This is a genomic window from Robiginitalea aestuariiviva (assembly GCF_029537735.1).
Lineage (GTDB): Bacteria > Bacteroidota > Bacteroidia > Flavobacteriales > Flavobacteriaceae > Robiginitalea > Robiginitalea aestuariiviva.
In genome coordinates, this window is sequence record NZ_JARPUQ010000003.1 from 249616 (window position 1) to 261750 (window position 12135).

Annotated in this window: 8 protein-coding genes; all 8 read left to right on the forward strand. The window is 60.1% G+C overall.

Features of this window, described 5'->3' with window-relative positions; translation table 11 throughout:
* The 8 genes from OZ410_RS13695 (at position 1) to OZ410_RS13730 (ending at position 12098) form a co-directional block, all read left to right on the forward strand.
* The gene (locus OZ410_RS13695) at positions 1–1008 is read left to right on the forward strand and encodes a 4-hydroxyproline epimerase (protein WP_277708582.1); all 1008 of its coding nucleotides are present in this window, start codon (positions 1–3) and stop codon (positions 1006–1008) included.
* Between the two features lie 73 nt (positions 1009–1081).
* Complete coding sequence (locus OZ410_RS13700) at positions 1082–1483, forward strand: HYC_CC_PP family protein (protein WP_420917761.1); 402 nt, start codon at positions 1082–1084, stop codon at positions 1481–1483.
* A 93-nt stretch (positions 1484–1576) separates the two neighbouring features.
* Positions 1577–5344, forward strand: coding sequence for an efflux RND transporter permease subunit (locus OZ410_RS13705; RefSeq protein WP_277708584.1), 3768 nt, complete (start codon positions 1577–1579; stop codon positions 5342–5344).
* Entirely contained in the window at positions 5341–6552 is a 1212-nt protein-coding gene (locus tag OZ410_RS13710; RefSeq protein WP_277708585.1) for a TolC family protein, read from the forward strand. Before OZ410_RS13705 ends, OZ410_RS13710 begins: the two co-directional genes overlap by 4 nt.
* A gap of 18 nt (positions 6553–6570) precedes the next feature.
* Positions 6571–7110, forward strand: coding sequence for a hypothetical protein (locus OZ410_RS13715; RefSeq protein WP_277708586.1), 540 nt, complete (start codon positions 6571–6573; stop codon positions 7108–7110).
* Positions 7111–7115: 5 nt separating this feature from the next.
* Positions 7116–9617, forward strand: a complete 2502-nt coding sequence (locus OZ410_RS13720) for a heavy metal translocating P-type ATPase (protein WP_277708587.1) — start codon at positions 7116–7118, stop codon at positions 9615–9617.
* A 6-nt stretch (positions 9618–9623) separates the two neighbouring features.
* Entirely contained in the window at positions 9624–10355 is a 732-nt protein-coding gene (locus OZ410_RS13725; RefSeq protein ID WP_277708588.1) for a hypothetical protein, read from the forward strand.
* A gap of 12 nt (positions 10356–10367) precedes the next feature.
* Positions 10368–12098, forward strand: coding sequence for an efflux RND transporter periplasmic adaptor subunit (locus OZ410_RS13730; RefSeq protein WP_277708589.1), 1731 nt, complete (start codon positions 10368–10370; stop codon positions 12096–12098).
* Positions 12099–12135: the final 37 nt, after the last annotated feature.

The following is a 12135-nucleotide window of genomic DNA, read 5'->3' on the forward strand; positions in this document are numbered from 1 at the left end:
ATGGCCAGACATATTTTTAAGTGTATTGACGGGCATACGGCGGGTAACCCTGTGCGCGTGGTGGCCGAAGGCGGCCCGGAACTTCAGGGTCGCGATATGGCCGAACGCCGGCAGCATTTCCTGCGCGAATTCGACTGGATCCGCAAGGGCCTGATGTTTGAACCCCGGGGGCACGATATGATGAGCGGGAGCATTTTCTACCCGCCCTCGGACCCGGCCAACGACCTGGGCATCCTGTTTATCGAAACCAGCGGGTGCCTGCCCATGTGCGGCCACGGCACCATTGGCAGCATTACCATCGGGATTGAAGAAGGGCTGATCCACCCCAAAACCCCGGGGCAGGTACGCCTGGAAACCCCGGCGGGCCTGGTACAGATCCGTTACGGGCAAACCGGCAACAAGGTAGACTGGGTGGCCCTGACCAACGTCCCCTCCTTCCTGGCGGCCCGGGACCTGGAGATCCCGGATTCACCCCTGGGGCCTATCCGGCTCGATGTGGCCTATGGCGGTAATTTCTATGCCATCGTGGATCCCCAACCCGGGTTTGAAGGCCTGCAGGCGTACACCGCTTCCCAATTGATCGGGATGAGTCGGGAACTCCGGCGCCAGGTAAATGCGGCCTACCCGGAGCCCTTTGTGCATCCCCTGGACCCGCGTATCCGCAGCGTAAGCCATATTTTGTGGGCAGGTACCCCCCTGGCCGAAGGCGCCACGGCACGCAATGCGGTATTCTACGGGGACAATGCAATAGACCGGTCTCCCTGCGGCACAGGCACCTCCGCCCGGATGGCCCAGTGGGCGGCCCGGGGCCGGCTGCAACCCGGGGAGGTTTTTGTGCATGAGAGTTATATCGGTTCCCGCTTTGAGGGGCGGATTGTGGGGGAGACCCAGATCGGGCCTTTCCCGGCCATTATCCCGGAGATCCGCGGCAGCGCCTGGGTGCACGGGTACAACACCCTGATCATAGACGAGTCTCACCCCTTCCCTGAGGGATTTCAGGTGATCTGACCGGTATTTCCGGACTAAACATTTCTTAAACCCGGGCAATAAACGGGATAATTTTGTAGTTTTGACCTTGCATATGAGATCTTTATCCCGGAAAATAGGCGCAATCTTGCTGGCACAACTGTTGTTGTTTTCCACGCTGTCCTTTACCATGGACATGCATTTCTGCGGGAAGATCCTGGTGGACTTCAGCCTGTTCCACCCGGCCGAGGATTGCGGCATGTCCGCCATGTCCGACCTGATGGCCGATATGGGGTGTTGTTCCGATGTAGAACTGGCCGTACAAGGGCAGGACCAGATGGAACAGGCCGCCTCCCTCCCGGAGTTACAGGTACAGGTAGCTGCCATTTTCCAGGCGGTATACACGTATGTACTTCCCGATTTGGCCGAATGGCAACGGGATATCCCCTTCGACGATTATTCGCCCCCGCCGCGGGTCACGGACATTCCCGTACGCGACCAGCGTTTCCTGATTTGATTTTTAAACCTGAGTCATCTCCCTGGGCCTAGCCCGGGCAGTCCCTTTTGGGGCTGACACCACCCTTACGTCTCATGTTTAAGAATTGCACTCATGCTTAACAAAGGCATTAAATTCCTGATCGAAAACAAGCTGGTCCCCTTTATCCTGCTGGTACTTGTAGTGGGCTGGGGGATATCCAATGCCCCCTTTAACTGGGAAACCGGCCTGCCTGCTGACCCCGTACCGGTAGACGCTATCCCGGATATCGGTGAGAACCAGCAAATCGTCTTTACGGCCTGGCCCGGGAGGTCGCCCCAGGATATCGAGGACCAGGTTACGTATCCGCTATCCACATCCCTGCTGGGGATACCGGGGGTAAAGACCATCCGGTCCTCTTCCATGTTCGGCTTTTCCAGTATCTACCTCATTTTTGAGGAAGGGGTGGAATTCTACTGGAGCCGCAGCCGTATACTGGAGAAACTCAATTCACTGCCAGAAGGCCTGCTCCCGCAGGGGGTAAGCCCTGCCCTGGGCCCGGACGCCACCGCCCTGGGCCAGATTTTCTGGTATACCCTGGAGGGGCGTGACAAACAGGGGAAAGTAACGGGCGGCTGGGATTTGCAGGAATTGCGCAGCATCCAGGATTACTACGTGAAGTACGGGCTGGCCTCGGCCTCCGGGGTATCGGAAGTGGCGTCCATTGGGGGGTATGTGCAAGAATACCAGGTAGACGTAGACCCCGAACGCATGCGGCAGTATGGCATCCACCTGCAGCAGGTAGTGGAAGCGGTTCGCCGATCCAACCGCGACATCGGGGCCCAGACCCTGGAAATCAACCAGGCCGAATACCTGGTGCGCGGCCTGGGGTATATCAAATCCCTGCAGGACCTGGAGGATGCCGTGGTCACTTCCCAGGGGTATACCGCTATCCGCATCCGGGACATTGCCCGGGTACAGCTGGGGCCGGCGCCCCGCCGCGGGCTGCTCGATAAGGAAGGGGCCGAGGTGGTTGGCGGCGTGGTGGTGGCCCGTTATGGGGCCAACCCGCTGGAGGTGATCGAAAACGTCAAGGCGCGCATGGATGAGGTAGCTGCGGGCCTCCCCTCCAAGGTGCTGGCGGACGGGCGTACGTCCCAGCTCACCATCGTGCCCTTTTACGACCGTACCGAACTGATACAGGAAACCCTGGGAACCCTGAACGAGGCCCTGAGCCTGGAAATCCTCATTACGATCCTGGTGATTGTGGTCATGGTCCTGAACCTGCGGGCCTCCGTCCTGATCTCAGGCCTGTTGCCCGTGGCCGTGCTTATGGTCTTTATTGCCATGAAGGCCTTTGGGGTGGATGCCAACATTGTGGCCCTTTCCGGGATTGCCATTGCCATCGGCACCATGGTGGACGTGGGCGTGATCCTCTCGGAAAACATCATCCGGCACCTGCACGAAAACAAGGATAAATCCGATCCCCTGGGCATTAACGCGGTGGTCTACAACGCCACGGCCGAGGTGTCCGGTGCCATTGTCACGGCAGTGCTGACCACCATCATCAGTTTTATCCCCGTCTTTACCCTGATCGGGGCAGAAGGCAAGTTGTTCCGGCCCCTGGCCTTTACCAAAACGATGGCCCTTACCGCTTCCATTATTGTGGCCCTTTTCCTGATTCCGCCATTTGCGGCCTGGATATTCCGGGAACGCCGGCTGAAGATACTTTGGCGCTATACCCTGCACGGGGGCGTGGCCCTGCTGGGCCTGTACGGGCTGTTCCAGGGATATGTCCTGGGCCTGGCCCTGGTTGCCTTCGGGGCCCTGGGGCTGCTGGAAACCCTGCAGAAGCAGGGCCGGATTAGCGCCCCTTGGGGTGCCTGGCTGGCCGGGAAAGGGGCAATGCTGCGTATGGCCCTGGCTGCCGCGACCATTGCCGTAATGCTGGCGGCTTATTGGCGGCCCCTGGGCTTCGACCGCAGCCTGGCGATGAACCTGATCTTCGTTTCCCTGATCTGTTTTGGGTTGCTGGGGATCTTTTGGGTTTTCCGCCGTTACTATACCCGGATCCTGCGATGGGCCATGCGCAATCGCCTGGCTTTCCTGTGTCTCCCCCTGGGCCTGATCCTGTCCGGGGTGCTGATTATGCGCAACACCGGGTCCGAATTCATGCCTTCCCTGAATGAAGGGTCTTTCCTTTTGATGCCCACCTCCCTGCCCCATGCCGGCGTGGCAGAGAACAAGCGGGTACTGCAACAGTTGGATATGGCCGTGGCCAGTATCCCGGAGGTGGAAACGGTGGTGGGGAAATCCGGCCGTGTGGAATCCGCCCTGGATCCCGCCCCCCTCTCCATGTACGAGAACATCATCCAATACCGGCCGCAGTACGAGTTGGGGCCGGACGGGAAGCCCATGCGTTTCCGGGTGGACGCGAAGGGGCGTTTTGAGTTGCAGGACGGCCGGGTGGTATTTAACCCCAACCTCTGGGCCGAAGGGGATTCCCAGCCCGAGGATGCCCCGGACCCGTACCGCATGGACCGCAACCTGCTGGTGCCGGATTCGGATGGGGAGTATTACCGGAACTGGCGTCCGGAAATCCGCAACGCGAATGACATTTGGGACGAAATCGTCCGGGTAACCCGCCTGCCCGGGGTTACCTCGGCCCCTAAATTGCAGCCCATTGAAACCCGTTTGGTGATGCTGCAAACCGGGATGCGGGCCCCCATGGGGATTAAGGTAAAAGGGCAGGATCTCAGGCAGATTGAAGCCTTTGGCCTGCAGCTGGAGCCCATCCTGAAACAGGCCCGGGGGGTAAAACCCGAGGCGGTCTTTGCCGACCGCATTGTGGGGAAGCCCTACCTGCTGATCGACATTGACCGGGAACGGCTGGCCCGCTACGGCCTGAACATCGAGGATGTGCAGCAAGTGTTGTCCGTTGCGGTGGGCGGCATGCCGCTTACCCAGACCGTTGAAGGACGGGAGCGTTACGCAGTGCGCGTACGCTACCCCAGGGAACTGCGGGACGGGCCGGAGCAGCTGAAAGACATCTATGTGCCGGTGGCCGGCGGCAACCCCGTTCCCCTGGCCAGCCTGGTGACCCTCCGCTACGAAAAGGGGCCCCAGGTCATCAAGAGTGAAGACACCTTTTTGGTGGGCTATGTGCTGTTCGACAAACAGGATGGCTTTGCCGAGGTAGAGGTAGTGGAAAACGCCCGGGCTGCCATAAAGGATCATATTGAGCAGGGCACGCTCCGGGTGCCCGAAGGGATCAGTTTTTCCTTTACGGGTACCTATGAAAACCAGGTTCGGGCCGCTAAAACCCTCTCCGTGGTGGTGCCCCTGTCCCTGGCGATCATCTTTCTGATCCTGTATTTCCAGTTCCGCAGCGTAGCCACCTCCCTGATGGTCTTTTCGGGTGTGGCCGTGGCCTTTGCCGGGGGCTTTCTGATGCTCTGGTTGTACGGGCAGGGCTGGTTTTTGAATTTCAGCCTTTTCGGGGAGAACCTCAGGGATCTCTTCCAGATGCACACCATTAACCTCAGTGTGGCGGTATGGGTAGGCTTTATTGCCCTCTTTGGCATTGCCACGGACGACGGGGTAGTCATGGCCACCTACCTCACCCAGTCCTTTGGGCGAAACCGGCCCAAAACGCCCCAGGAAGTTCGGGACGCCGTGGTGGAAGCCGGGGAAAAGCGCATCCGACCCTGCCTGATGACCACCGCAACCACCCTGCTGGCCCTTTTGCCGGTACTCACCTCTACAGGGCGGGGCAGTGATATCATGATCCCCATGGCCATCCCGAGCTTTGGGGGGATGCTCATTGCGCTGATCACCCTCTTTGTGGTGCCGGTACTGTACGGATGGAAAAAGGAATGGGAACTTAAAGCCGAGAATGCATGAAAACAATCGTAACCCTTGCCTTGGTCCTTACCGGACTGTGTGCCACCGCCCAGGAGCTGACGACATACATTGCCGAAGCCGAGGCTAATAACCCGGAACTGCAGGCCTACCGCTTGCGCTATGAAGTAGCTCAGGAACGGGTTCAGGAAACCCAGTGGCTGCCTAATACCGAGCTGAGTGCGGGCGTATTTGTTTCCGAACCGGAAACCCGTACCGGGGCCCAGAAGGCCCGGTTTTCGGCCCGGCAGATGGTACCGTGGTTCGGTACCCGAACGGCTCGGGAGCGCTATGCCCATAGCATGGCAGATGCGGAGTACCAGGAATACGAAGTGGCCCGTCGAAAGCTGGCCCTGGAGGTTTCCCGCGCCTATTACGACCTCTATCAGTTGCAGGCACAGCAGGCGGTGCTGGGGGAAAACCTGGAGCTATTGAAAACCTATGAAAAACTGGCCCTCACTGCCCTGGAGGTAGGCCAGGCCAGTGCGGTTGATGTGCTGCGGTTGCAGATCCGTCAGGAAGAGGTTCGCGAGCGCCGGGGCGTGCTTGCGGAGCTGTTTACAGCCGAACAGGCCCGCTTCAATGCCTTGCTGAGCCGCCCGGCCACAGTGGCGGTTATGGTGCCCGATCGGGTGGACATCCCGGAGGAAGACCCCTTTGTGGCAGACAGCCTGGGGCTGAACCCGGAACTCCTCCGGTACGACCGCCTGTATGAATCGGTGGCAGAGGCAGAATCCCTGAACCAAAAGGAAAGCGCCCCCATGCTCGGGTTCGGGGTGGATTACGTACCCGTTCAGGAGCGGCCCGATGTGGCGCTTCCGGATAACGGGAAGGACATCCTGATGCCTATGGTTTCCCTGAGCATCCCGCTCTTCGATACGCGTTTTGCGTCTCGGACCCGGCAAAATGCCCTGAAGCAACAAGAGTTGCAGGCGCAAAAGCAACAGCGGCTCAACACCCTGGAGGCCGCCCTGGAGCGCGCCAGGGCTGAACGCCGTGCCGCCCGGCTACGCTACCAGGCACGGGCTAACAACCTGGCCCAGGCCCGCAATGCGGAACAAATCCTGCTTCGCAGTTACGAAACCGGCACGGTCGACTTTAACGACTTATTAGAAATACAGGAATTGCAGTTGAAATTCCAGCTGAGCCAGATTGAGGCGGTTAAGGCTTTTTTCCTGCAATCCGCCATGATCCATTATATCACCCAATAAATGTTTAAAATGCAAACGATGAAAACAATCCTGAGAAACACCCTGGCCCTGGCTTGCCTGACCCTGTGGGTAAGCTGTAAAGAGAAACCGCAGCAGGCTCAACCCGCTGTCGAATCCCAACCCGCACCATCTGAGGCGGCCATGGAGGCAGCAACCGGCCCCCGTTTTGCGGATGCCTCCGCTTCTGATGCGTGGAAGGCCTACATGGACCTGCGCCTGGCCCTGGTGCAAACCGATGCCCAGGCCGCTTCCGGGGCTGCCGGGCAACTGGCCGAGGTGCTGGGGCAGGGGCAACCCGCCCTGGGCGAACTGGCCGGGAAGATCCGCGACCAGCAGGATGTGGAAGCCCAGCGCGCCCTTTTTTCGGAATTTATCGGCCAGTCCGAAACCTTTTTCACCGAAGCCCTGCAGGAAGGCACCCTCTATAAGCAGTACTGCCCCATGGCCTTTGGCAACAAGGGCGGGTACTGGTTCAGCGATGTGGATGAGATCCGCAACCCCTATTTCGGGGATAAAATGCTGAAATGCGGAACCGTTAGCGCCACCCACACCAAATAGAAACAATGAAACACGCATATACCATACATGGAATGACCTGTATGGGTTGCCGGAGCCACGTGCAGGCTGCCCTGGAAGGGGTAGATGGCGTATCCCGGGCCCTGGTAGACCTGGAAACCGGGGAGGCCGTCCTGGAGATGGAAGGGCACATCCCCCTGGAGACCCTGCAGCAGGCGGTAAAAGGCGCGGGCGGGCTTTACAGCCTGCACCCCAAGGGTCATAAGGCCCCCGATCCGGAACCGCCTGCCAGCGGCCCCGGGACGGGTGTTTACTATTGCCCCATGCAATGCGAAGGCGATAAGACCTACGATGCCCCGGGGGACTGCCCCGTTTGCGGGATGGCCCTGGTGGAGGAACAGCGTATGGCCCCTGCCGCTTCCGGGAAGTGGACCTGCCCCATGCATCCGGAGGTGGTACAGGATGGCCCGGGTAGTTGCCCCATTTGCGGCATGGACCTGGTACCCCAGGCGCCGGATGAATCCGCAGAGGAAAAGACCTACCGCGAACTGCTGGCCAAGCTGTGGATTGCGGCTGCCTTTACCCTGCCCATCTTTGTCATTGCCATGAGCGAGATGCTTCCGGATAACCCCTTGTACCGCCTGATGGACCAGCGCTACTGGAACGGGGTGCAGCTCCTGCTTTCCCTGCCGGTAGTTTTCTATGCCACCTGGATGTTCTTCCGCCGCGCCTGGCGGTCTTTGCGGACCTGGAACCTGAACATGTTTACCCTGATCGGGATTGGCGCCGGGGTGGCCTGGACTTTCAGCGTGTTTGCCCTGCTGTTCCCGGGTTTTTTCCCGGAAGCTTTTAAGACGGAAAACGGCAACGTGCATGTGTACTTTGAGGCGGCCACGGTAATCCTGACCCTGGTCCTGCTGGGGCAGGTACTGGAAGCCCGGGCCCACAGTCGCACCCATGCGGCCGTAAAGGAATTGTTGCAGCTGGCTCCCCATACGGCCGTGCGCGTACAAGACGGGCGGGAGGAGACCGTGGCCCTGGACCAGGTGCGTCCTGGTGATGTACTGCGCGTAAAGCCGGGAGGAAAAATCCCTGTGGACGGCCGCATCACCGAAGGGGAAACCACAGTAGATGAATCTATGATTTCCGGGGAACCCATCCCGGTGGATAAGGCACCCGGAGATCCTGTAAGCGGGGGTACCCTGAACGGGAACCAGACCTTTTTGATGGTCGCCGAGAAAGTAGGGTCCGAGACCCTGCTGGCCCGCATCGTCCAACTGGTGAACGAGGCCGGCCGCAGCCGGGCGCCCATCCAGAACCTGGCAGACCGCATATCGGCCTATTTTGTGCCCACTGTGGTGGGCGTGTCCGCAATCACCTTTGCGGCCTGGGCCATTTGGGGCCCGCAGCCCGCCTATGTCTACGCCCTGGTGAATGCCATTGCCGTGCTGATTATTGCCTGTCCCTGTGCCCTGGGCCTGGCTACGCCCATGTCCGTGATGGTCGGGGTGGGGAAGGGGGCCCAGAGCGGGGTCCTGATCCGCAACGCGGAAGCCCTGCAGCGCATGAGTCGGGTCAGTACCCTGGTGGTGGACAAGACCGGGACCCTTACCGAAGGGCGCCCGGCCGTAGAGGAGGTAGGGGCTTTTAACGGGGCCAATGCCGCAGAAGCGCTGCGGCTGATCGTCTCCGTGAATGCCTCCAGCGAGCACCCCCTGGCCAAGGCCACCCTGGCCTATGGCGAGGCCCGGGGTACCGCCCCGGGTAAGGCCACGGGGTTCCGGGCGGTTAGTGGTATGGGGGTGGAAGCGGAAGTTGAAGGCCGGCAGGTTGCCCTGGGCAATGCCCGGATGATGGAACGGGCCGGGGCTGTGCTTTCCCCGGAAATGGAATCCCGAGCGCTGGAATTTCAGCAGCAGGGAAAAACCGTGTCCTACCTGGCGCAGGCCGGGAAGGTCCTGGGTTACGTGGTGATTGGCGACCCGGTCAAGCAAGACAGCAAAGGGGCCATTGCACGCCTGCAGGAACAGGGGGTAGCCGTGGTCATGCTCACAGGAGACAACCCGGAAACCGCGGCAGCGGTGGCGGAAACCCTGGGCCTGTCTGACTTTAAGGCCGGGATGCTGCCCGAAGACAAGCGCAATGCCGTGAAGACCTTACAGGACAAGGGGCAGGTTGTGGCTATGGCCGGGGACGGCATTAACGATGCCCCCGCCCTGGCGCAAGCCGATGTGGGGATCGCCATGGGTACGGGCACGGATGTGGCCATTGAAAGTGCGGGCATTACCCTGGTTAAAGGGGAATTGCACGGCATCGTAAAAGCGCGGGAATTGAGCCATGCCGTGATGCGGAACATCCGGCAGAACCTGTTCTTTGCCCTGGTGTACAATACGGTGGGCGTCCCGGTGGCCGCCGGGGTGTTGTACCCGGTATTCGGGCTGCTGCTTTCCCCTATGATTGCGGCCCTGGCAATGAGCTTCAGTTCGGTTTCCGTGATCGCCAATGCGCTGCGGTTACGCACCCTGCGTTTAACTGCATCTAATACCTGAACCAAGATGGTAAATCGAAAAACAGCGGGCACGATCCGCAAGGCCCACCGCTATCTCGGGATTTTCCTGGGCATCCAATTCCTGTTCTGGACGGTTAGCGGCATGTATTTCAGTTGGACGGACCTGGATGAAATCCACGGCGACCATTTCAAAAATGATGCCCCCGAGATGACTGGTTTCAGCGGCCTGTTGGGCACCCAGGACCTGCTGCCGGGCACGGAAGTCCGCAGCCTGCACCTGCTGGAGATCGCCGGCCAGCCGTATTACTGGATTAACGGGTCGCAGTTGGTGGATGCCCGCACCGGCGCTGTGCGGGAGGGCATTACCCGGGAAGAGGCCCTGCAGGTAGCTTCGCGCTATATGCGTTCGGACCTGGAGGTATCCGGGATACAAAGAATTGACAGCGCAGGCCCCCATCATGAATACCGGGAGCGCCCCCTGCCTGCCTATGAGATCAGCTACCGCAACCCGGCCCACCTGAAGGCTTACGTAGCTGTTGCCAATGGAGCCTTCCAAACGGTACGCCACCGCAGCTGGCGCTGGTTCGATTTCCTGTGGATGACCCATACGATGGATTATGAAGGCCGGGACAATTTTAACACAACGCTGCTGCGGGGCTTCTCCCTGCTGGGGCTCATCACTGTGCTGAGCGGCTTTGTGCTCTGGGGCATCAGTTCCCCTACCCTGCGACGGTGGAAACGCCGCCCGCAGGGGAAAGACCGAAATGTGAATGCGTAAATGCCTGAGGATATGAAAAAAAATGCGATCATTATTGCTGTAGCCGCCCTGGGGGGGCTGGCACTGGGCTACCTGTTGTTTTCCAACGGGGAGGCCCCCGAAAACCCGGATAGGGCCGTTGTCGAAGAATCCCATGAGCACGAAACCTTCTGGACCTGTTCCATGCACCCGCAGATCATGCAACCCGAGCCGGGTTCCTGCCCCATTTGCGGCATGGACCTGATCCCGGCCGAAACCGGGGATCAGTCCCTGGCCCCGGACCAGTTCCGTATGACTGAGAACGCCATGGCCCTGGCCGATATCCGCACGCTTCGGGTAGGGGAGGGCCCGTCCGATGCCGACGGTATGGTGCGCCTCTCCGGGGAAATCAAACCCAATGCCAGTACCGAGGCCGTTCAGGCCAGCTATTTTGACGGCCGGATCGAGGAATTGTTTGTAACCTACCCGGGGCAGTCAGTATCCCGCGGGCAACGCCTGGCTACCCTTTATGCCCCGGGCCTGGTGGCCGCCCAGCAGGAATTACTGACAGCCGCCCCCCTGAAGCAGGAACAACCGGAACTCTACCGGGCTGTGCGGAACAAATTGCGCAATTGGAAGCTGACCGACGCCCAGATGGATCAGATTGAGGCCAGCGGCAAAGTACGGGAGGCCTTCCCGGTCTTCGCTACGGTTTCCGGCACCGTAACCGAGGTGTTGGCGGCATCCGGCGATTACGTGAAAGCAGGCCAGCCTATTGCCCGTCTGAGCAACCTGGCTACGGTATGGGTGGAGCTCGATGCCTACGAGCGGCAAATGGACCGCTTTCGCGTGGGACAACCGGTACAGATCCAAACCGATGCCCGCCCGGGTAGTACCTTTGAAGCCCGCATCTCTTTTATTGATCCCATCCTGGATACCCGCTCCCGCACGGTTACCGTACGGGCTACCCTGGAAAATCCGCAGGGGCTGTTCAAACCCGGGATGTTTGTAACCGGAAACGTAGATACCGGAGAATCTACAGGGGCACAGGGGCTCACCATCCCGGCCAGCGCGGTGCTCTGGACCGGCGAGCGTTCCCTGGTCTATGTGAAGCCGCGGCCCGACCAGCCTGTTTTTGAGATGCGGGAAGTATATCTGGGCGAACGCATTGGGGAGCACTATGCCATTGTGAAGGGCCTGGCTGGCGGGGAGGAAATTGTGGCCCACGGCGCTTTTACGGTAGATGCAGCCGCCCAGTTGCAGGGGAAGAAATCCATGATGAACCAGGATTCCGGCCCTGGCCAGATGCGTATGCCCATGGCGGGCGACACCCCATGGCCCAATGGGCTGCAACAGGCCTATCCGGGGCTGCTGGACGCTTATTTGGCCCTAAAGGATGCCCTGGTGGGTTCGGATGCTCCCGGTGCCATTGCCGCCGGCCGTAAGATGCAGGAAAGCCTGCCCCAACCTGCAGCCGGGTGGCCGCAGGCCTACGTTTCCGCCGTGGAAGGCATAAATACCCGCCTGGGGCGCCTTGTGCAAGCCGATGCAGCCCTGGACCGCCAACGGGCCGAATTCCAGGAGGTGTCCGGCCTGCTGATTGGGCTGGGAGGTGCCATGGGCTCTGCCGAGGCCCCGATCTATGTGCAGTTCTGCCCCATGGCCGACGATTTTAAAGGGGCCTTTTGGATTAGCCGGGATGCCGAGATCCGCAATCCCTATTTCGGGGACGCCATGCTCACCTGCGGGGAAGTGCGGGAAACCTGGGCCGGTACTTCGGAATAAAAGGGGCTTTGGTGTATCTTGGGAGAAATCAAATCCC

Excerpts from the sequence above, each read along its gene's own strand:
- OZ410_RS13725 (WP_277708588.1), top strand. The coding sequence starts at position 9,624 with ATGGTAAATCGAAAAACAGCGGGCACGATCCGCAAGGCCCACCGCTAT.
- OZ410_RS13700 (WP_420917761.1), top strand. The coding sequence starts at position 1,082 with ATGAGATCTTTATCCCGGAAAATAGGCGCAATCTTGCTGGCACAACTG.
- OZ410_RS13720 (WP_277708587.1), top strand. The coding sequence starts at position 7,116 with ATGAAACACGCATATACCATACATGGAATGACCTGTATGGGTTGCCGG.
- OZ410_RS13710 (WP_277708585.1), top strand. The coding sequence starts at position 5,341 with ATGAAAACAATCGTAACCCTTGCCTTGGTCCTTACCGGACTGTGTGCC.
- OZ410_RS13695 (WP_277708582.1), top strand. The coding sequence starts at position 1 with ATGGCCAGACATATTTTTAAGTGTATTGACGGGCATACGGCGGGTAAC.
- OZ410_RS13715 (WP_277708586.1), top strand. The coding sequence starts at position 6,571 with ATGAAAACAATCCTGAGAAACACCCTGGCCCTGGCTTGCCTGACCCTG.
- OZ410_RS13730 (WP_277708589.1), top strand. The coding sequence starts at position 10,368 with ATGAAAAAAAATGCGATCATTATTGCTGTAGCCGCCCTGGGGGGGCTG.
- OZ410_RS13705 (WP_277708584.1), top strand. The coding sequence starts at position 1,577 with ATGCTTAACAAAGGCATTAAATTCCTGATCGAAAACAAGCTGGTCCCC.